We start from the raw sequence: 19,152 nt of genomic DNA on the forward strand, positions 1-19,152 counted from the left end.
CTCAGATGCCGAGCCGGGCGGCGAGCAGTTCCCGGTGGTACGACGGTGTGCCGAGCAGTACCTCGGAGCTCTTGGCCCGCTTGAAGTACAGGTGCGCCGGGTGCTCCCAGGTGAAGCCGATGCCGCCGTGGACCTGGATATTGTCGGCGGCGACCTTGGTGAACGCCTCCGAGCAGAAGGCCTGCGCGAGGGCGGCGGCCACCGAGATCTCCGTCCCCTCGCCCGCGTCCAGCGCCCACAGGCCGCCGTACGCGGCCGAGCGGGCGGACTCGATCTCCATGAGCATGTCGGCGCACTTGTGCTTGATCCCCTGGAACGAGCCGATGGGCCGGCCGTACTGCTCGCGGATCTTCGCGTACTCCACAGCGGCGTCCAGGGCGGCCGCGGCTCCCCCGACCTGTTCGGCGGACAGGAGTACGGCGGCCGTGGCGAGGGTGCGTTCGAGAGCGGGCCAGGCCGTGCCCTCGGGGCCCAGGAGGCGGGCGGGGGTGTCCGTGAACTCCACCCGGGCCTGTTTGCGGGTCTGGTCGAGGGTGGGGAGGGGGGTGCGGGTGAGGCCCGGCGCGTCGGCGGTCTCGACGGCCAGGAGGCTCACACCCGAGGGCGTGCGGGCGGCGACCAGGAGCAGGTCGGCGAGGTGTCCGTCGGGGACGTACGTCTTCGCGCCGGTCAGCCGCCAGCCGCCCGCCTCGTCATGGGCGGCGGTGAGCCGGATGCCCTGCTCGTCCCAGCGGCCGCTGTCCTCGGTGAGCGCCAGCGTGGCCACCGTCTCGCCGGACGCGATGCCCGGCAGGAGCTCGAGGCGCGCCTGCTCGTCGGCGCAGCGCAGCAGTGCCTCGGCGGCCAGAGCGACGGTGGCGAAGTACGGGCCGCCGAGCAGCGCGCGGCCCGCCTCCTCGAAGACGATGCCGAGATCGACGTAGCCGAAGCCCGAGCCGCCGTACTCCTCCGGGACGGCGAGGCCCTGGAGGCCGAGTTCGCCGGCCATCCGCCGCCAGACGACGGGGTCGTGCCCGGTCGGGTCGGCGGCAAGGCGGCGCACCGTCGCCTCGTCGGAGTGCTTGGCGAGGAACGAGCGGACGACCTTGCGCAGTTCGTCCTGTTCCTCGCTGAAGGTGAGATCCATGCCGAGCTTCCTGTCCTCGGTGCAACGTCACGTGCGGCCTGCTTGCCGCCCACCTCTCGATACAGTTAGATAATTATAGTATCCACACTGAATACACCAGGAGCGCGACGTGACCGATCCCTACGCCCCGTTCACGAGCCTGACCTTCGAGCGGCCCGCGCCCGGCGTGCTGCGGATCGTGCTCGACGCCCCGAACCTCAACGCCGTGGATCCGCGCATGCACGGTGAGCTCGCCGACATCTGGTCCGTCGTGGACCGGGACGAGGAAGTCCGCGCGGTGCTCGTCCAGGGGGCGGGCCGGGCGTTCTCGGCGGGCGGGACCTTCGACTCGATCGAAGCCATGACGGAGGACTACGCGGTGCGCGCCCGGGTGATGCGGGAGGCCCGGGACATGGTCTACGGGGTGCTCAACTGCTCCAAGCCGGTGGTCTCCGCGATCCACGGCCCGGCGGTCGGGGCGGGCCTGGTCATCGGCATCCTCGCGGACATCTCGATCGCGGCCCGCACGGCGAAGATCGTCGACGGGCACACCCGGCTCGGGGTCGCGGCCGGTGACCATGCCGCCATCTGCTGGCCCTTGCTGTGTGGCATGGCCAAGGCCAAGTACTACCTGCTGACCTGCGAAACGCTCACCGGCGAGGAGGCCGAGCGGATCGGGCTGGTGTCGAAGTGCGTGGACGACGCCGACGTGCACGCCGAGGGCCTGCGGGTGGCGACAGCCCTGGCCGCCGGGCCGGCCAGCGCGATCAGCTGGACCAAGCGGTCCCTCAACCACTGGTACCGCACCGCCCAGCCGATCTTCGAGGCCTCGCTCGGGCTGGAGTTCTTCGGGTTCGGCGGGCACGAGGTCGTCGAGGGACTCGCCGCACACCGCGAGAAGCGGCCCGCGGACTTCGAGGGCGTCAGCGGCAAGCACCCGCTCGACCTGTGACCACCGACCGTACGAGAGGAACCGATCATGGCGCCGGACCGGACCATCACCGAAGTGCCCCTGCTGGTGAAGGGGTTGACCTATGAGGAGATGCCGGTCGGGCAGGTCTTCCGGACCGCCCGCCGCACCATCACCGAGACCGATCTGGTCAACTTCGTCACCTGGGGCGGCTTCACCGAGCCCCTCTTCTGGGACGCCTCGCACGCCGCGGACGGCGGCTACACCGGGCGACTGGTCCCGGGCGGACTGACGTACTGCATAGCCGAAGGGCTCGTCCTGCAGACGAACGTGCTGCACGGCACGGGCCTCGCCTTCCTGCACATGGAGCTCGACGTGCTGGGTCCGGTGTACGTCGGCGACACCGTGTACGCCGTCGTGGAGACCACCGGATCCCGGCCCTCCAGCAAGCCGGGGCGGGGCGTGGTGACCAGCCGGATCACGGTCCGCAACCAGCGGGACGCGGACGTTCTCGTCTACACGCCGGTACGGCTGATCCGCGGCAGGGACTACGAGGCTCCGGCGTCCTGAGAGGGGAGCCGGGCTAGGAGGTTGTGCCGTCCTGAGCCCGGGGCGCGGTCGGGACCAGGCTCAGGCCGGTGGGCCGCCCCGCTTCGGGTACGGGGGCGCCGGCGAAGGCGCCGCGGTGCAGCCAGTCGGAGGGGATCGTGGGTCGCGGCGGGGCCTCGTGGTCCGGGACCGCCATCGTGTACAGGCGGGTGTAGCGGAACTTGGCCTCCAGGTTGTCCAGCACCGACCAGTACTCGTAGCCGCACACCTCGACACCGGCCGCGGTCAGTCCGGCCAGCCAGGACAGCCGGGCGCGCAGCAGGGCCCGGCGCCGGTCGTCGTCGCTGTGTCCCGTGGCGTCGACGAGGTCCAGGTCGCCCATGCCGTTGTCGATGACGGACAGCGGCGGCAACGCGTCGCCGTACAGCTCGCAGAGGCCGGCGACGGCGTCGGCGAGTCCTTCGGGGATGATCGGCCAGCCGTAGGCGGTGGTCTCCACGTCGTCGAACGGGACGATCGCGAAGCCCAGGCCCACGAGCAGGCGGTTCACCTCGTTGAGGGCGCTCTGACAGGTTCGCGTCGGCAGTACGCGCGGCAGGTTCTCCGGCGCGGTGACGCGGAACGGGGTGTGCCAGGACAGGCCCAGCAGGTCCTGTTCGGTGGTGATGGTCTCCAGGTCGCCCGGGCGTACGCATCCGGTGTCCTCGACCGGTGAGTCGCCGTCCTCGGTCACCATGTGCTCGCCGAGCAGCAGGGGGTCGAGGAAGAGGCGGTTGGTCCAGCTCTCCAGGCGTTCCAGGGCGAGACGGTCGTAGGGGTCGTCGGTGGCCGGGTAGCCGCCCACGAGGGTGACCGTGGTGCCGATCCGGCCCCGCGCGCCGGTGGCTCTCAGGGCCTGGGTGGCGAGCCCGTTCGCGAGCAGGATGTGGTGGACCGTGGGCAGTCCGGCCCGGCCCGCGCCCCGGTTCGGGGGATACATTCCGGCCACGTGGTCGGCGAGCGTGGGGCCGGCGAGGTCGGTGGAGGTGATCCAGCGTTCCACCCGGTCGCCGAAACGGCGGCCCAGTTCGGCGGCGTAGGCGGCGAAGCGCTCGGCGGTGTCGCGGGCGAGCCAGCCGCCGGCCGCGTCCAGCCATGGCGGCAGGGAGCGGTCGAGCAGGGTGAGAGCGGGCCGGGTGCCGCGCGCGAGGAGTGCGTCGAGCGCGCGGTCACAGCGGTCCAGGGCGTCCCGGTCCCAGCTGCCCGGTCCGTCGGGCTGGAGCTGCGGCCATCCTGCGACCATGCGGTGGGTGTCCGCGACGACGCCGGTCAGCTGCCGGAGATCCTCGGTCCACTGCCGGAAGTGTCCGCCGCGTTCCGGCGCGGGCGGCGGTGGCGCCGCGATGGTGTCCGCGGTGGCGACCCCCCAGTCGACACAGCGAAGGGATTCGTGCAGGAAACCATCGCTCATGGTTACCGTCCAGGCGGTGAATGGTTCAGCGCATTCAACTGAATGTCCGCCGACCGGACGCTAACAGGTCGAACAGACCACGACAATGTTTCGGCCAGATCTCCCGACACGGGATCAGACCGTCCCCAGGACGAGGTCGGCCGCCCGCCAGGCCATGGCCATGATCGGTCCGTTCAGATTTCCGGACACCATGGTCGGCATGACCGAGCAGTCGAAGAGGCGGTTCGCGAGCACACAGCCTGCGGACCCCGCGCCCACCACGATGTAGTCGAACGTCGTCATCCCTGGGTCTCCGGTGCCGGTGCCTGCTCGTCGGCGTCGAAGGGGCGGAACTCGTCCTCCCGCCACCAGGGGTACAGGGGTGGCATGTCCTTGCTGACCCGGCCCGGGAACTCGGGCGGCCGTTTCGCGAGGAACGACTGGACGCCCTCCACGGGGTCCGGGCCGCCGCCGATCTGGCTCATGATCCGGGAGTCGAGCCGGTGGGCAGTCATCGGGTGGGGCTCGCCCAGCATCCGCCACATCATCTGCCGGGAGAGGGCGACGGAGACCGCGGAAGTGTTGTCGGCGATCTCCCGGGCGAGTGCGTACGCCGCCGGCAGCAGCTCCTCCGGCGGGTGCACGGAACGGATCAGCCCGGCCGCGAGCGCCTCGTCCGGACCGAAGACACGGCCCGTGGCCACCCACTCCATGGCCCGCTGCATGCCGACGGCCCGGGGCAGGAACCAGCTCGCCGCCGATTCCGGCACAATGCCGCGGCGGGCGAAGACGAAGCCGAACTTCGCCGAGGTCGACGCCAGGCGGATGTCCATGGGCAGGGTCATGCTCGCCCCGACGCCCGCGGCCGGGCCGTTGATCGCCGCGATCACCGGCTTGGTGCTGGAGAACATGCGCAGGGCGACCCGGCCGCCGGTGTCCCGGTGCCAGGCGCCCGCCTTGCGGTGGTCGAAAGAGGAGCCGCCGGAACTGACGTCGGCGCCCGCACAGAAGCCGCGCCCCGCGCCGGTCACCACGATCACACGTATGTCGTCGTCGGCGTCGGCCGCGTCCAGGACGTCCAGCAGATCGGCCATCATCCGGGGGTTGAAGGCGTTGAGTTTCTCGGGCCGGTTGAGGGTGACGGTGAGGATCCGGTCCGCCACCTCGGCCCGCACGGTCTCGTACTCCTGCACGGGCATACGCGTCCTCCGTCACTCCGGCGAGCCGTTTCCAGAAAGCTTAATTAGTTATAGCATTCAACTCTACTGACCCGTTCGATGACGACTGATGGCGGTGGACATGACGGACCTCTTGGTGACGGCCGTCGGGCCGGTCCGGCTGATCGAGCTGAACCGGCCGGACCAGCTCAACGCGATGAGCGAGGAGCTGCACGCGGGTCTCGCGTCGCTGTGGGACTCGCTCGCCGACGACCCGGAGGCCCGGGTGGTCGTCCTCACCGGGCGCGGCCGGGCGTTCAGCGCCGGCGGCAACTTCGACATCATGACCCGGGTCCAGCGCGACCGCGCCTTCCGGGAGCAGAACGTCGAGGAGGCCCGGCGGATCATCACCGGCATGGTGCGCTGCCCGCTGCCGGTGATCGCGGCCGTCAACGGGCCCGCGGTGGGCCTTGGATGCAGCCTGGCGTTGCTGAGCGACCTGGTCCTGATGGCCGACGACGCCTATGTCGCGGACCCCCACGTCCAGGTCGGACTCGTCGCGGGTGACGGCGGTGCGCTCGTCCTCCCCCTGCTCGTCGGACTGACCCGCGCGAAGGAACTGCTGTTCCTCGGCGACCGGGTGAGCGCCGAGGAGGCGGTCCGGCTGGGCATCGCCAACCGCGCCGTACCGAAGGACAAGCTCCTGGACGAGGCCATGGACCTCGCCGGACGGCTGGCCGCCCTGCCCGCGCAGGCGCTGCGCGAGACCAAGCGCGCGGTGAACCTGCACCTGGAGCAGGCGCTCGCCACCGTGCTGGAACCCGCCCTGCTCGCCGAGCAGGAGACCATGCACTCGCCGGAGCACATCGCCGTCGTGGAGAAGATCATCGCGTCCCGCGACCGTCGCCGGACCGCCGGGGAGGGCTGAGGCATGGACTTCGCGTTCAGCGAGGAGCAGGGGGAACTGGGGCGCACCGTACGGGCGTTCCTGGCCCACACGTCGCCCGAGACCGAGACGCGGCGCCTGATGGAGACGCCCGAGGGCTTCGACCGGGCGCTGTGGCGCCGGATGGGGACAGAGCTCGGGCTGCAGGGACTGGCGGTCCCCGAGGAGTACGGCGGTGCCGGGTGCGGGCCGGTCGAAGTGGGCGTGGTGATGGAGGAGATGGGCCGTGCGCTGCTGTGTGCGCCGTTCCTGTCCTCGGCCGTGCTGGCGACGACCACGCTGCTGCGCTGCGCCGACGAGGAGGCCCGCAAGCGCCTGTTGCCGGGCCTGGCCTCCGGTGAACTCGTCGGGACCCTCGCGCTGACCGAGGACTCGGCCCGCTGGGACGCGGCGGGCGTCCGGCTCACCGCCCGTGAGAGCAACGGGAGTTGGCTGCTGATCGGGCACAAGATGTTCGTCCTGGACGGTGCCACCGCCGATGTCGTCCTCACCGTCGCCCGCATCGAGAACGCCACCGACGACGGTATCGGGGTGTTCTGCGTGGAGGGCGACGCGCCCGGCCTGACCCGTGCACCGCTGCCCACCATGGACCCGACCCGCCGCCAGGCCCGCCTCGACTACCGGGACGTACCGGCGACCCGGCTGCGTACGCACGGCGACGGATGGGACCTGGTCTCGGAGGTGCTCGACCGGGCCGCCGTGGCGTTGGCCGCCGAGCAGGTCGGGGTGGCTTCCCGCGCGCTCGACATGGCGGTGGAGTACGCCAAGGTGCGCCACCAGTTCGGGCGGCCCATCGGCTCCTTCCAGGCCGTGAAGCATCTGCTCGCCGATGTCCTCCTGGAGGTGGAGTCGGCGCGCGCCGCCGCCCACTACGCCCTGCTCGCCTCGGAGAACGAGGACCCGGAGCTGCCCGCCGTGGCGAGCCTGGCGAAGGCGTTCTGCTCCGACGCGTGTGTGCAGGCGACGGAGGAGAACATCCAGGTGCACGGCGGCATCGGCTTCACCTGGGAGCACCCGGCCCACCTCTATCTGAAGCGGGCCAAGACGTCACACCTGCTGTTCGGCGATCCGGCGTACCACCGGGAGCTGCTCGCACGGCAAATCGGCATGGACAGCGGCATGGACAGCGGCATGGAAATGGACAAGGGAGCGGCATGAAGGTCGACGGCAAGCTCAACGTGTGGAGCACCACGGAGGTCGTGGAGGAGGCCCGGCACCACGAGAAGGCCGGCTACGACGGCCTGTGGGCGTCGGAGTCCAAGCACGACCCCTTCCTGCCGCTGGTCCTGGCGGCCGAGCACACCGATCGCCTCGAGGTGGGAACGGCCATCGCGGTCGCGTTCGCCCGCTCCCCCATGCAGCTCGCGTACACCGCGCACGACCTGCAGACCTACGCCGGCGGACGGTTCTCGCTCGGTCTCGGCAGCCAGATCAAGCCGCACATCGAGCGGCGCTTCGACATGCCGTGGAGTCGGCCCGCGGCCCGGATGCGGGAGTACGTGAGCGCGCTGCACGCGATCTGGGCCGCCTGGAACGAGGGCGAGAAGCTCAACTTCCGCGGCGACTTCTACTCGCACACCCTGATGTCGCCCTTCTTCTCTCCCCCGCCGGCGACCGGCGGCGCGCCCAAGGTATTCGTGGCCGCGGTCGGCCAGGCGATGACCAAGGTGGCGGGCGAGGTCGCTGACGGGCTTCTCGCACACGGCTTCACCACCGAGCGGTACCTGCGGGAGGTGACTTTGCCGACCGTGGAGGAGGGGCTCGCCGCGTCCGGCCGTACGCGGGCCGACTTCTCCGTCTCCCATCTGCTGCTGACCGCGACCGGCCGCACGGAGGAGGAGATGACCCGCGCGATCGGCGGCACCCGTGCCCAGATCGCCTTCTACGGCAGCACACCCGCCTACCGCGGGGTGCTGGAGCTGCACGGCTGGGGCGAACTCGGCGACGAGCTGCACGCGTTGTCGACGTCCCGGCGCGAGGACAAGTGGGAGGCGATGAGCCGCCTCGTCGACGACGAGGTGCTGCACACCTTCGCGGTCGTGGCGGAACCGGAGCGGGTCGCCGGCGAGATCCGGCGCCGGTACGGGGCGCTGGTGGACCGGGTGTCCTTCTACACGGCGTACGAGATCGACGCCGCGGTGTGGGAGCCCATCGTGCAGGAGCTGCGCACGCCCGAGTGACGCTCGACCGAGCCGATGGGGGATGTCAGCCGAGCAGGTCCAGGACGGTGGTCAGGGACCTGTTCTGCAGCAGATAGTCCTCGGCCTCCTGCAGGTGCACGCGCCACAGCTCCTCGGCGGCCTCGGTCCGGCGCGCGGCGACCAGTTCGACGAGCGCGCCGTGGGCCCGGAAGCCCCGGCGGTTGGCCCGTACGTTCTCGGGGGTGCCGGCGTCGAGGTCGACATGTGACCAGTTCGCCTGGTCGATGATGTGCCGGACCATGCCGTTGAGGACGCTCAGCGTCTCGTTGCCCGCCAGTTCGACGACGAGGGCGTGGAACTCCATGTGGGCGCGGATGAAAGCCGAGGGGTTGTCCATGAGCCGCTCGGCCTCGGTGACGGCGGCCCGCAGCCGCTCGAGGTCCTCGTCCGTGCGCCGCTCGGCCAGCAGCCCGGCGCACGGCGCCTCGATGACCGTACGGGCGTCGTACACGTCCTTGAGGGTCGTGCCCCGGTATTCGAGGACCACGCCGGCGTACCGGGCCGCGACCGTGCCTTCCGGGGTCTGCACGCGTGCCCCGCCCCGGGCGCCCCGGCGCACACTGATCAGCGACTCCGACTCCAGCACCCGGAACGCCTCACGCAGCGTCGGCCGGGAGACCGCGAACTCCGCCATCAGCGCCGACTCGGCCGGGAGCGCCTCGCCCTCGGCCAGCTCGCCGCGCACGATCTTGCGGCGCAGCTGTGCCGCCACCAGTTCGGCCATCTTGGGGACGCGGACCTTGACGCCGTTCACACGCCCACCGCCACCGCCCTGCCGCCCCGTCGTACTCGTCACCGGGCCCACCTCCGTCCGACCCACAGGTGCGGGACACGGCCCGAGCACCGGGTAGACGGTTCACTCTACTAGATAACTGATTGAACTAGGTTATCGAGTTCACGGCAATGAGATGTTCGGCCAGCGCGAGCAGCAGGTCCCGGCCGACCGCCCGCTGCCGCATGTCCCCCATCACCAAGGGGACTTCCGGGTCGAGGTCGAGCGCTTCGCGGATCTCCCGCTCGCTGCGTTCCTGGTGGCCGTGGAAGCAGTTGACGCCGATCACGAAGGGGATGCCGCGGCTCTCGAAGAAGTCGATGGACGCGAAACTGGACTCCAGCCGCCGGGTGTCGGCGATGACCACCGCACCGAGCGCGCCGTGCACGAGGTCGTTCCACATGAACCAGAAGCGCTCCTGGCCGGGCGTCCCGAAGAGGTAGACCACCAGTCGGGGGTTGACCATGATGCGACCGAAGTCCATGGCCACCGTGGTGGTGGCCTTCCGCTCGACGCCCTCGACGTCGTCGACGCCCACGCTCGCGACGGTCAGGTACTCCTCGGTGCGCAGCGGCGCCACCTCGCTCACCGCCCCGACCAGGGTCGTCTTTCCCACACCGAAGCCACCGGCCACAAGGATCTTGACCGCCGCGGGTGCCGAGCCATCGTAGGCCCGGCCCGCGGGGTCAGAGTCTGCGAAGGCCATCCCTCACCGCCCGAAGAAGTGTCATGTCCATTGTGTTCCCTACCGCTACGGCGATCGGCGGGCGGGTTGTCGCCCTGCCCAGCGCCACCAGGTCGTCGATCAGGATCTTCGTCACCGCCACGGGCAGGTTCAGTTCAGCGGCGATCTCCGCCACCGCTGCGGGTGTGCGGCACTGCTGGAGGATCGAGCGGTGTTCGGGTTGCAGGCCGCGCGGACCGGCCCGGCCCGGTGCCGGTTCGACGGTCGTCACGAGAGTGATCAGGGTGAGGTCGTCGCGCGCGGGTGCCGTCCGGCCCTGGGTGATCGTGTAAGGCCTGACCGACAACTCCTCCGCGTCCCCTGCTTCCAGGCCGTCCATCCAGTGGCTCACTCACGTACACCGCGCTCGTCGGCGGGCGCCCCGAAGCGCGTCTCGGTGCTCATGCGCTGGCCCACCTGCTGCATCAGGGTGTGCATGGCCACGGCCATCAACTCGGCGTCCACTTCCTGGGACGCCACGACGGCCAGATGAGTGCCGCGGCCCGCGGCGGAGATGAACAGCCACAGCTCGGCCAGCTCGACGATGACCTGGTGCACCGAACCACCGCCGAACAGCTGCCCGACCCCGCGGGCCAGGGACTGCTGGCCGGTGGCGATGGCGGCGAGGCGCTCGGCGTCGCCGCGGGCGATGGTGCGGGACTGGCTGACCACCAGCCCGTCGTCGGACAGCACGATGGCGTGGTGCGTGCCCGGAACCTGTTCGACCAGTCCGTCCAGCAACCAGTCGAGGTCCGGATGGGTGGCGGTCGTTCGCATTGTCATGGTCAGTCTTCCGTCGGGATGCGTCTACGCTGCGGCAGCACGTCGGTGGGTTCGTGGTCGGTCGGGGGAACGTCACGCCGGACCATCCGGGACTGGCGCTGGAAGGCACCGATCGTCGCGCCGGAGCGGGTGGGTGCGGGCCGCCGGGCCGATGTCTGCTCGTCGGTGGGACGGGCCCCCAGGCCGGCGTTCGGGTCCCGGAGTTCGTCGGCGAGACTGGCCAGGCGCACCCGTTTGGGCAGCGGTCGCACGTCCGGCGCGACATCCACGCGCAGAGTGCCGCTCCCCTCAGGTGCGGCAGCCGTCCGCGGGACCGGGTGGGGGCGCGGCGGCGGGGTCCACACATCGCCCAGGGGGACCGCGCCTGCGGGCCTGCCGACGCGGCCGGTCACCAGGGTGTCCACGTCCGGGGCCGTCCCGTGCTCCGCGCCGGGCCCGTCCGCGGCGGCCGCCTCGGGGGGTGGCGGCCAGGCGGTGTCGGCTGCTTCGGGTGCCGGCCCGGTCGGTCCGGCGGCCTCGACGACGAGTTCGTCGGGGATGAGGACGACGACCCTGGTGCCGCCGAAGGAGGAGGGCCGCAGTTCGACCTGGATGTCGAGGGCACGCGCCAGCCGGGCCACCACGTAGAGGCCGAGCCTGACGTCGTCCGCCCGGGACATGACGTCCATGCGGGGCGGCTCCGTCATCAGCCGGTTGGCCTCGTCGTACTGCTCGGGGTCCATGCCCACGCCGCGGTCCTCGATCTCCACCGCGAGGCCGCGGCCCACCCGGGCTGCGTACACCTCCACGGGCGTCGGTGGCCTGGAGAAGCCCACCGCGTTCTCCATGAGTTCGGCCAGCACGTGGATCACCAGGCCGACCGCGCGCTCGGCCAGCCACACCCGGTCCTCGACGTCGATCTGGATCCGCCGGTAGTCCTGCACCTCGCTCTGCGCGGAGCGAAGGACGTCCAGGAGCAGGACGGGCTTGCGCCAGCGCCGCTGCGGCTGGCCGCCGCCGAGGATCACCAGGTTCTCCTCGTAACGCCGCAGCCGGGCGGTCAAATGGTCGAGGTCGAACAGGCCTTCAAGGACCTCGGGATCCTCGTGCCGGCGCTCCAGCTCGCTGAGCTTCTTCATCTGGAGTCCGATGAGCAGCTGGGTGCGCCGGGCGATGCGCTGGAGGAGCTTCTCGAAGCCGCGGAACTGCGAGACCTGGGCCATCGTCGTGTGCAGCGCGCTGTGGCGGGCGAGGTTCAACGCCTGGCCCAGCTGGCCCAGTTCGTCGTCGCCGTGCTGGATGGCGGGGAGTTCGGCGTCCAGGTCGACGACGTCTCCGCTGCGCAGGCGTTCGACCACGGCCGGCATGCGGGTCTGCAGGTCCAGGGCGGCGACGCGCAGGGCGGAGATCCGGCGACGCAGTGTCCGGGTGAGCAGCGCGCTGATCACGACGACCACGAGCACTGCCGCCGCGCCCATCACGCTGGTGACGATCAGCCGCCGCACCATCGCGTCCAGTTCCTTCTCGGTGGCCGCTGTCAGGGTCACCGAGTAGGTGGTGTTGAGCTGTTGGAGCTGGGCGGTGACCGGACCGACGCTGTCGCTCCACGTCGTGCCGAGTCCCTTGGGGAACGTGTCAGCGCCGGAGCTGTTGTCCGTGCCGGTGCGGGAGCCGGTGTCCGTGCCGGTGCCGGACAGGACTTTCTGCTCGGCCGTCGTCTTCTGCTTCCACGCGCCACCCGCCATCAACTTCCGGTAGAGCGTGGCCTGGTCGTCCGGGACGAGGGGCACGATCTTGTTGTCGTAGAGGAAGCGCTGGGAGCCGATCCAGCCGGCGAGCTGCCCGCGTTCGGTGCCGGTGAGCCGCCCGGTCACCGAGCCGCGGGTGAACAGGGCATTTTCCCGCGAGATCATCTCCATTCCCCAGACCGAGTCGATGGCCGGCCGGGCGAGGTAGTCGATGTTGGGCAACCCCACGTGGCTCAGGGTGGTGAACACGTTCAACTGGCCGGAGATGAGAGCCGTATAGCGGTCGAACGTCTGCTGCTGCGAGGCGGTCCGCTGGTCCACAGCCGCCCGGTAGTCGGACAGTTTCCGCAGGTTGCTGCCCACCTGGACGACCTTTGCGCGGATGTCGTCCGGGGCGCTCCAGTTGCTGTCGGGCAGTTCCTGGACAGTGGTGACGTCGGCGTCGGTGCGGACGCGCTGCGCGCGCAACGCCTTCTGGTAGCCCTCGGGATCGGCCAACTCCGCGCCACTGAGACGGCGTTCCTCCTGGAGGTCGAAGAAGGCAGCCATGATCGGACGTGCCGCCGCGTTGGAGGCCGCGTTGCGGTCCTTCTGCCTCTGCCAGTCCGTGTAGAGCTGTGCGGAACTCGCCAGCCACAGGGCCACGAGGGTCACGCTGGGCACCAGAGCCAGGATGAGCAGGACGGTGCGGAGTGAGGGCTGTCGCCGGGCTCCGCCGCCCCTGGGGGCTTGTCTCTTCGACGCACGCGCGTGCACTGCCACTGAGGTCCCCAGCGATGCTCCAAGTGACAGGCCGCTCCGTTGGGCCCGCACGATGACGCGCCATGCTATCGCCGGATACCGCTATCTAAATACACTTAGCTCACTAAGTTTTCACAAGAGTGGGTCAACCTGCTCGGTCAGCGCTCCGGCACGAAGTACGGCAGCGTGATCGCGTTCGTCAAGGGCCGGAAGTCGACGCGTACCCGCATGCCGATGGCAACGGTGTGCGGATCGCCGGCGTCGACGTGGGAGAGCAGGGTGCCGCCGTCGTCGAGGTCGATCACGGCGAGCGCGAAGGGCGTGTCGAAGCCGGGGCCGGGGGCGCGATGCACCACGGTCACCGAGTAGACGGTCCCCCGGCCCACGCTCGGCACGTAATGCCAGTTGGGCGCCATGCACCCGGGGCAGGCGGGCTCGGGGACGAAGAAGCGCAGCTCACAGCTCGGGCAGTACGGGACGACCAGCTCACCGCGTCGGGCCGCGTCCCAGAACGGTTCGGACAGTTCGGTGGGGACGGGTACGGGCCGGCTCATCGCGCTCTCCCCAGCAGGCTCATCTCGTAGTGCTGTGCGCCGGACCCTGCGTTCCCGACGACCGCGAGCTCGGCGCCCTCGACCTGGTGCACGGCGGTGCCGCGCAACTGCCGCACGGCCTCGACGACTTTGAGCGTCATCTGCTGCGTCCCGTTCCAGGCGTACGACAGACAGCCCCCGTCGGGATTGACGGGATGCTTGCCGCCCACGGCGATGGCACCGCTGGCCGCCAGTGGTCCACCCTCGCCCTCGCCGCACAGGCCCAGTGCCTCCAACTGCCGGATGATCTCGAAGGAGTTGGGGTCGTACAGGGAGAAGACGTCCACGTCGTGCGGGCCGACGCCGGCCATGGCGTAGGCGCGGGTGGCGGCGTCCCGGCCGAGCTGACCGACTTCCCGGTGCAGGGCCGGGTTGGCGTACGCGGCCTGGTGGTACTCCATGCCGCCGCCGAGGACGGCGACGGGCGGGTGCGGCAGGTCGCGGGCCCGTTCGGCGGTGGTGACCACGAGGGCGGCGCCGCCTTCGCCGACAATGCAGCAGTCCAGCAGGTGGAAGGGCGTGGCCACCATCCGGGAGGCGAGGACGTCGTCGGCGGTGTACGGGCCGCGGCCGTACATCATCGCCTCCGGGTTGGTGGTGCCGTTGTTGCGGATGGTGGCGGCGACCTCGGCTAGCTGCCGGGAGGTGGTGCCGTACTCGTGCATGTGCCGTGCCGCAACCAGCGCGAACTGGGCGACGACATAGCTGCCCCACACGTCGGCGAACTCGAGCGGCACCCCGGCCCCGACGGGACCGGCTCCGCGCGAGACCAGCTTGCAGCCGCCGACGACGACGGTGTCCGCGTATCCGGCGCCAATGGCGGCGGCCGCCTTCAGCAGACCCCGCGAGCCGGCGTTGTCGAGCATCGAGTCGCTGGTCCAGCGCAGGTCGCGGCCGAGCATGCGTGCCCAGGAGCTGCCTTCGCCGGGTACGCCGCCGGGGCCGGGCCAGTCGACCTGGGCGCCGTCGACGTCGGCCGGGGTGAGCCCGGCGTCCGCGATCGCGCCGCGTACCGCTTCGAGGGCGAGGTCCATGGCGTCGCGGTCGGGCAGCGTCAGCGCCTGTTCGGTGGCGTGCACGCCGACGACGACGGGTTGGCGGGCGTTCACCGGGTCACCGCCCCGCGCCGAGCTGGTCGCCGCCGGGGTAGCCGCCCCCGCCGAAGCGCTCGTCGAGCGCCTGGTAGTCCTTGGCGTAGTCCTTGGTGCGCGGCAGCGCCTCCACGAACTCGACCGTCTTCGGCTTCTTGTACGAGGCGATCCGCTCCCGGCAGTGCTCGATGAGGTCCGCCGCCGTGACCGGCTCGGCGCCCGGCTGGAGCACGACCACGGCCTTGACGTCCTGCGCCCAGCGCTCGTTGGGCACGCCGATGACGGCGGCCTCCTTGACCGAGGGGTGGGACTCGATGCAGTTCTCCACCTCGGCCGGGAAGATGTTCTCGGCCGCGGACTTGAGCATGCGGGTCGTCGTCCCGAGGAAGCTGATCGTGCCGTCGGCCTCACGCCGGCCGAGGTCGGTGGTGTGCCACCAGCCGAAGCGGAAGCGTTCCTCGTTGATCTCGGGCCGGTTCCAGTAGCCGAGGTGCACAAGGTCGCCGCGGACGCAGATCTCGCCGGCCTCGCCGACCGCGCACTCGGTGCCGGTGCCGTCCAGGATGCGTACGGCGGTGAAGGGGCCGGGGCGGCCCGCGTTGCCGGTGCCGGTGCCGCCGTAGGCGCCGGTCACGGCGAAGCCGGTCACCTCGGTCTGCCCGTAACCGCGGCCCATACCGCCGCCGTTGCGGGTGAAGCGGCTCTCGTCGGTGGGGACGGTGCCCTGCCACAGCTTCGCGGCGACGCTCGCCCGCAGGTGGGACAGGTCGTGGCCGGCCTCGCGGTTCAGCGCGACGAGCTGCGCGATGGTCGGGGGCATCAGGTAGGCGTGCGTGCACTTCTCGCCCGCCAGCAGCGGGAGCAGTTCCTCGGCGACCACGCGGCGGACGACCACGTTCTTGCCGCCGTGCACGAAGGCCGGAACGCCCCAGAACTGGTAGTTGCCGATGTGGAACATGGGCCCGGCGCCGAGGAAGGAGGTCTCCGTGCCGATGTCCCCCATCCACGCGGCGCTCGCACCCATGGCGAGCAGGTTGCGGTGCGAGAGCTTCGAGCCGGACTGCCGGCCGGAGATCGCGGCGGTGTAGATGACCAGGAGCGCGGAGTCGGGGTCGACGTCGGCGACAGGGTCCTCGACTGAACCGGTCGCCAGGAAGGACTCGTACGAGCCGGGTCCTTCCGCGTCGTGGCGCAGCCACAACGCCCGGTGGTCGCTGCCGAGTTCGGCCCGCGCCTTGGCGACCGTGTCGCCGATCTCCTCGTCCTGCCAGACGACGACCTTGGGGTCGAAGTCCTCGACGGCGAAGGCCATCTCGGGGGCTGCCCAGCGCCAGTAGCCGGGGCAGACCATGGCACCCACCTTCGCGGCGGCGCCGAGCAGTTCCCAGATCCGGAAGGAGTTCTGGCCCAGCCACAGGATGCGGTCGCCGGAGCCGACGCCCGCGTCCGCGAGGGCGCCTGCGAGCCGGTTGGTGCGCTCGTCCAACTGGGCCCAGGTCAGACGGACATCGCCGTCGACGAGGGCGACCTTGTCGGGGAAGGACCTTCGGTGCTCACGGATGATGTCGCCGAATGTCAGGCGGCGGGCGGAATGCATGCTGTTGGCTCCAAAGGCTTGGAGAGGTGGGGGCCCTCAGACGCGGCCGATACCCACGCCCTTCACGTTGATGAACTCGTCCAGACCGGCCTTGCCGCCCTCCCGGCCGAACCCGCTCATGCCGACGCCGCCGAAGGGCGTGGCGGGCGAAGTGATCGGATTCGGACCGGGGTTGACGTAGACCGTCCCAGCCTTCAGCCGCGGCACCAGGCGGTTGACGCGCGCGATGTCACGGGACTGGATGTAGGCGGACAGGCCGTATTCGCTGTCGTTGGCCAGGGCGACGGCCTGGTCCTCGGTGTCGAACGGGGTGATGGCCAGGACCGGGCCGAAGATTTCCTGCTGGGCGAGGTCGCTGCGATTGTCGACGTCGGCGAAGACGGTCGGGGTCACGAAGTAGCCGTCGGATGCGATGCGTTCGCCGCCGTAGACGAGTCGGCCGGCACCGTCCTCGATCGCCTTGTCGACCATGCCCTGGACACGGTCGCGGGCGGCTTCGTTGATGAGGGGCCCGATGTACGTCGCCGGGTCGAGCGGGTCGCCGACCGGCAGGTGGGCGATCACCCCCGTGACCCGGGCGATGACCTCCTCGTAGATGGAGCGCTCGACCAGCAGCCGGGTGGGCAGTGCGCAGCCCTGGCCGGTGTTGCTCATGGCGAAGGCCGCGCAGTACGGGACGACGAAGTCGAGGTCGGTGTCGGCGAAGAGCAGGTTGGCGGACTTGCCGCCCAGTTCGAACACGACCGGCTTGAGGCTGAGGGCCGCGTCGGCCATGATGCGGCGCGCTGTGGCGGGGCCGCCGGTGAAGGAGATCTTGTCGACGCCGGGGTGGGTGACCAGGGCCGATCCCGCGTCGCCGAGCCCGGTGACGACGTTGATGACGCCGTCGGGGATACCGGCTTCTCGGGCCAGGTCGGCGAAGAGCAGCGCGGAGAACGGCGTGGACTCGGCCGGTTTGATGACCACGGTGTTGCCGGCGGCGAGCGACGGCGGAACCTTCATGGCCAGGGACAGCGCGGGCGAGTTCCAGGTGATGATGTGGCCGATGACGCCGTACGGCTCGGCGATGGTGTACTCGACGTTCTCGTGCGGGCTGTAGGCCGCGCCGACCATGCCCTCGATCTTGTCGGCCCAGCCCGCGTAGTACTCGGTCCACTCGGCGACGTGCGGTCCGACGTTCTCCGCCCAGCCGCCGATGCACACCCCGTTCTCCAGCGGGCAGATCGCCGCGAAGTCGGGGATGTGGTCGCGCAGCAGCCCGGCGAACCGGGTCAGCAGCCGGCGGCGCTCGGCGGGGCGCATGGGTCCCCACACCTCGAAGGCCTGGCGGGCTGCCGCCACGGCCTGGTCCACCTCGGTGGGCCCGGCGAGCGGGATGTACGCCTGGATCAGGCCGGTCGCCGGGTTGCGGTGCTCGTACAGCCCGCCGCTGGTGTCGGTCATGTCCTTGCCGCCGATCACCAGACGCGGCTGCGGCAGGTCGTGCTCCGCTCTGTCCTGGTGAAGCTCCACATCGACCGTGACCACGGGTACCTCCTAGAGACCGCGCAACACTGCGCACATCCAGGCTAAATAGCTAACCTATTTAGCCAAGGTAGTCAATAAGTTCAGGACGCTCCGGGCCAGGCACTACAGTCCCGGCCGCGGACTACAGCCCCAGCGACCGCCCGATGATCTCCAGCATGATCTCCGAGGTCCCGCCGAAGACCCGCTGCACCCGGCTGTCGCGCCAGATGCGCGCGATCTCGTACTCGTTGACGTAGCCGTAGCCGCCGAAGAGCTGCATGCAGCGGTCGATGACCTGCCAGCCGGTCTCGGAGGTCCAGTACTTGGCGGCGGCGGCCTCGTCGGGCGTCAGCTCGCCCTGCAACAGGGCCATGATGCAGCCGTCCACGTACACCCGGGCAGCGTTCAGCCTGGCCCTGATGTCGGCGAGCGCGAAGCGGTTGGCCTGGAACTCCCCGATGGGCTGCCCGAAGGCGGTGCGGGTCTTGGCGTAGTCCAGGGCCAGCACGTAGGCCCGCTCGGCCGCCGCCAGCGAGGAGACGGCGATGGCGAGCCGTTCCGTGGGGAGGTTCCCCATCATGTGGTAGAAACCGCGGCCCTCCTCTCCGATGAGGTTCTCGGCCGGGACCCTGACCTCGCGGAAGAAGAGCTCGGCGGTGTCCTGGGCCTTCATGCCGACCTTGTCGAGCTTGCGCCCCCGCTCGAAGCCCTCGGCCCCGCGCTCGACGACGATCAGGCTGATGCCCTTGTGGCCGGCCTCCGGGTCGGTCTTGCAGGCGACGATGACCAGGTCGGCCAGGATGCCGTTGGTGATGAAGGTCTTGGAGCCGTCGATCACCCACTCGTCGCCGTCCCGGCGGGCGGTGGTGCGGATGGCCTTGAGGTCGGACCCGGCGGACGGCTCCGACAGCGCGAGCGCGCAGATCGTCTCGCCGCTGATCACCCCGGGCAGCCAGCGGGCCTTCTGCTCAGGCGTCGTGAGGTTCATCAGATAGGGCGGGAGGACGTCGTTCTGCAGCCCGAGTCCGATGCCGACCGAGCTGGTGGCCGCCATCTCCTCCGCCATGATGGCGTTGTAGCGGAAGTCCCGGATGCCCTGGCCGCCGTACTCCTCCGGGAACTGCCAGCCGATGAGTCCGGCCTTGCCCGCCGCCGCCCACGCGGCCCGGCTCACCTGCCCGTCGCGCTCCCACTGCTCGGCGTACGGGGCGCATTCGCGCAGGTAGAAGGTGCGGGCGGTCTTGCGGAACAGCTCATGTTCCTCGGTGAAGATCGTTCGGCGCATGCTCGACTCCACTCACGCATCTCGCTTATTTAGCTG

The 19,152-nt window shown here is 70.5% G+C and carries 19 protein-coding genes; 5 read left to right on the top strand and 14 right to left on the bottom strand.

The features are described 5' to 3' along the window. Position 1 precedes the first annotated feature (1 nt). The gene (locus tag ACZ39I_RS34780; RefSeq protein ID WP_467248898.1) at positions 2-1,126 is read right to left on the bottom strand and encodes an acyl-CoA dehydrogenase family protein; all 1,125 of its coding nucleotides are present in this window, start codon (positions 1,124-1,126) and stop codon (positions 2-4) included. Positions 1,127-1,235: 109 nt separating this feature from the next. On the opposite strand from ACZ39I_RS34780, the gene ACZ39I_RS34785 reads away from it, so the two are divergent. Together ACZ39I_RS34785 and ACZ39I_RS34790 are read left to right on the top strand one after the other, a co-directional pair. After that, entirely contained in the window at positions 1,236-2,057 is an 822-nt protein-coding gene (locus ACZ39I_RS34785; RefSeq protein WP_467248899.1) for an enoyl-CoA hydratase/isomerase family protein, read from the top strand. Positions 2,058-2,084: 27 nt separating this feature from the next. Beyond that, positions 2,085-2,585, top strand: a complete 501-nt coding sequence (locus ACZ39I_RS34790; RefSeq protein WP_467248900.1) for a MaoC family dehydratase — start codon at positions 2,085-2,087, stop codon at positions 2,583-2,585. Between the two features lie 13 nt (positions 2,586-2,598). Here the strand turns inward: ACZ39I_RS34790 and ACZ39I_RS34795 are convergent, their stop codons facing one another. The 3 genes from ACZ39I_RS34795 to ACZ39I_RS34805 form a co-directional block, all read right to left on the bottom strand. Further along, positions 2,599-4,014, bottom strand: a complete 1,416-nt coding sequence (locus ACZ39I_RS34795; RefSeq protein WP_467248901.1) for a family 1 glycosylhydrolase — start codon at positions 4,012-4,014, stop codon at positions 2,599-2,601. Positions 4,015-4,128: 114 nt separating this feature from the next. After that, positions 4,129-4,296: a hypothetical protein gene (locus tag ACZ39I_RS34800; RefSeq protein WP_467248902.1), complete on the bottom strand. Its 168-nt coding sequence runs from the start codon at positions 4,294-4,296 to the stop codon at positions 4,129-4,131. Beyond that, complete coding sequence (locus ACZ39I_RS34805; RefSeq protein ID WP_467248903.1) at positions 4,293-5,192, bottom strand: crotonase/enoyl-CoA hydratase family protein; 900 nt, start codon at positions 5,190-5,192, stop codon at positions 4,293-4,295. Before ACZ39I_RS34805 ends, ACZ39I_RS34800 begins: the two co-directional genes overlap by 4 nt. A 100-nt stretch (positions 5,193-5,292) precedes the next feature. Between ACZ39I_RS34805 and ACZ39I_RS34810 the strand changes: the two genes are divergently transcribed. The 3 genes from ACZ39I_RS34810 to ACZ39I_RS34820 are packed head-to-tail and all read left to right on the top strand — an operon-like array spanning position 5,293 to position 8,276. Next, the gene (locus ACZ39I_RS34810) at positions 5,293-6,078 is read left to right on the top strand and encodes an enoyl-CoA hydratase/isomerase family protein (RefSeq protein WP_467248904.1); all 786 of its coding nucleotides are present in this window, start codon (positions 5,293-5,295) and stop codon (positions 6,076-6,078) included. Positions 6,079-6,081: 3 nt separating this feature from the next. Continuing rightward, positions 6,082-7,254 (top strand): acyl-CoA dehydrogenase family protein, encoded by a 1,173-nt coding sequence (locus ACZ39I_RS34815; RefSeq protein WP_467248905.1) that lies wholly within the window; start codon positions 6,082-6,084, stop codon positions 7,252-7,254. Next, positions 7,251-8,276: an LLM class F420-dependent oxidoreductase gene (locus ACZ39I_RS34820; RefSeq protein ID WP_467248906.1), complete on the top strand. Its 1,026-nt coding sequence runs from the start codon at positions 7,251-7,253 to the stop codon at positions 8,274-8,276. The genes ACZ39I_RS34815 and ACZ39I_RS34820 overlap by 4 nt, the downstream gene beginning before the upstream one ends. A 25-nt stretch (positions 8,277-8,301) precedes the next feature. Here the strand turns inward: ACZ39I_RS34820 and ACZ39I_RS34825 are convergent, their stop codons facing one another. The 10 genes from ACZ39I_RS34825 to ACZ39I_RS34870 all read right to left on the bottom strand — a co-directional run bounded on the left by ACZ39I_RS34825 (position 8,302) and on the right by ACZ39I_RS34870 (position 19,116). Beyond that, positions 8,302-9,093, bottom strand: coding sequence for a FadR/GntR family transcriptional regulator (locus tag ACZ39I_RS34825; RefSeq protein ID WP_467248907.1), 792 nt, complete (start codon positions 9,091-9,093; stop codon positions 8,302-8,304). 85 nt (positions 9,094-9,178) lie between these two features. After that, positions 9,179-9,775 (bottom strand): GTP-binding protein, encoded by a 597-nt coding sequence (locus ACZ39I_RS34830; RefSeq protein ID WP_467248908.1) that lies wholly within the window; start codon positions 9,773-9,775, stop codon positions 9,179-9,181. Beyond that, positions 9,756-10,133 (bottom strand): DUF742 domain-containing protein, encoded by a 378-nt coding sequence (locus tag ACZ39I_RS34835; protein WP_352385804.1) that lies wholly within the window; start codon positions 10,131-10,133, stop codon positions 9,756-9,758. Before ACZ39I_RS34835 ends, ACZ39I_RS34830 begins: the two co-directional genes overlap by 20 nt. An 8-nt stretch (positions 10,134-10,141) precedes the next feature. Next, the gene (locus tag ACZ39I_RS34840) at positions 10,142-10,570 is read right to left on the bottom strand and encodes a roadblock/LC7 domain-containing protein (protein WP_393598879.1); all 429 of its coding nucleotides are present in this window, start codon (positions 10,568-10,570) and stop codon (positions 10,142-10,144) included. 8 nt (positions 10,571-10,578) lie between these two features. Then, a complete protein-coding gene (locus tag ACZ39I_RS34845; protein ID WP_467248909.1) occupies positions 10,579-12,966 on the bottom strand; it encodes a sensor histidine kinase in 2,388 nt (795 codons plus the stop codon). Between the two features lie 236 nt (positions 12,967-13,202). Then, positions 13,203-13,598 carry a Zn-ribbon domain-containing OB-fold protein gene (locus tag ACZ39I_RS34850; protein ID WP_467248910.1) on the bottom strand — a complete coding sequence of 132 codons (396 nt, stop codon included), beginning with the start codon at positions 13,596-13,598 and terminating at the stop codon, positions 13,203-13,205. Next, positions 13,595-14,746 (bottom strand): thiolase family protein, encoded by a 1,152-nt coding sequence (locus tag ACZ39I_RS34855; RefSeq protein WP_467248911.1) that lies wholly within the window; start codon positions 14,744-14,746, stop codon positions 13,595-13,597. Before ACZ39I_RS34855 ends, ACZ39I_RS34850 begins: the two co-directional genes overlap by 4 nt. Positions 14,747-14,750: 4 nt before the next feature. Next, complete coding sequence (locus tag ACZ39I_RS34860) at positions 14,751-16,325, bottom strand: AMP-binding protein (RefSeq protein ID WP_467248912.1); 1,575 nt, start codon at positions 16,323-16,325, stop codon at positions 14,751-14,753. A 36-nt stretch (positions 16,326-16,361) separates the two neighbouring features. Then, the gene (locus tag ACZ39I_RS34865) at positions 16,362-17,852 is read right to left on the bottom strand and encodes an aldehyde dehydrogenase family protein (RefSeq protein WP_467248913.1); all 1,491 of its coding nucleotides are present in this window, start codon (positions 17,850-17,852) and stop codon (positions 16,362-16,364) included. A gap of 121 nt (positions 17,853-17,973) precedes the next feature. Continuing rightward, entirely contained in the window at positions 17,974-19,116 is a 1,143-nt protein-coding gene (locus ACZ39I_RS34870) for an acyl-CoA dehydrogenase family protein (RefSeq protein ID WP_467248914.1), read from the bottom strand. Between the last annotated feature and the right edge of the window lie 36 nt (positions 19,117-19,152).

The organism is Streptomyces sp. NPDC024687, from assembly GCF_055559055.1.

Coding starts and splice junctions, on each gene's coding strand:
- ACZ39I_RS34835 (WP_352385804.1), bottom strand. CDS start 10,133: ATGGACGGCCTGGAAGCAGGGGACGCGGAGGAGTTGTCGGTCAGGCCT.
- ACZ39I_RS34815 (WP_467248905.1), top strand. CDS start 6,082: ATGGACTTCGCGTTCAGCGAGGAGCAGGGGGAACTGGGGCGCACCGTA.
- ACZ39I_RS34810 (WP_467248904.1), top strand. CDS start 5,293: ATGACGGACCTCTTGGTGACGGCCGTCGGGCCGGTCCGGCTGATCGAG.
- ACZ39I_RS34780 (WP_467248898.1), bottom strand. CDS start 1,126: ATGGATCTCACCTTCAGCGAGGAACAGGACGAACTGCGCAAGGTCGTC.
- ACZ39I_RS34870 (WP_467248914.1), bottom strand. CDS start 19,116: ATGCGCCGAACGATCTTCACCGAGGAACATGAGCTGTTCCGCAAGACC.
- ACZ39I_RS34800 (WP_467248902.1), bottom strand. CDS start 4,296: ATGACGACGTTCGACTACATCGTGGTGGGCGCGGGGTCCGCAGGCTGT.
- ACZ39I_RS34820 (WP_467248906.1), top strand. CDS start 7,251: ATGAAGGTCGACGGCAAGCTCAACGTGTGGAGCACCACGGAGGTCGTG.
- ACZ39I_RS34860 (WP_467248912.1), bottom strand. CDS start 16,325: ATGCATTCCGCCCGCCGCCTGACATTCGGCGACATCATCCGTGAGCAC.
- ACZ39I_RS34850 (WP_467248910.1), bottom strand. CDS start 13,598: ATGAGCCGGCCCGTACCCGTCCCCACCGAACTGTCCGAACCGTTCTGG.
- ACZ39I_RS34830 (WP_467248908.1), bottom strand. CDS start 9,775: ATGGCCTTCGCAGACTCTGACCCCGCGGGCCGGGCCTACGATGGCTCG.
- ACZ39I_RS34795 (WP_467248901.1), bottom strand. CDS start 4,014: ATGAGCGATGGTTTCCTGCACGAATCCCTTCGCTGTGTCGACTGGGGG.
- ACZ39I_RS34805 (WP_467248903.1), bottom strand. CDS start 5,192: ATGCCCGTGCAGGAGTACGAGACCGTGCGGGCCGAGGTGGCGGACCGG.
- ACZ39I_RS34790 (WP_467248900.1), top strand. CDS start 2,085: ATGGCGCCGGACCGGACCATCACCGAAGTGCCCCTGCTGGTGAAGGGG.
- ACZ39I_RS34840 (WP_393598879.1), bottom strand. CDS start 10,570: ATGCGAACGACCGCCACCCATCCGGACCTCGACTGGTTGCTGGACGGA.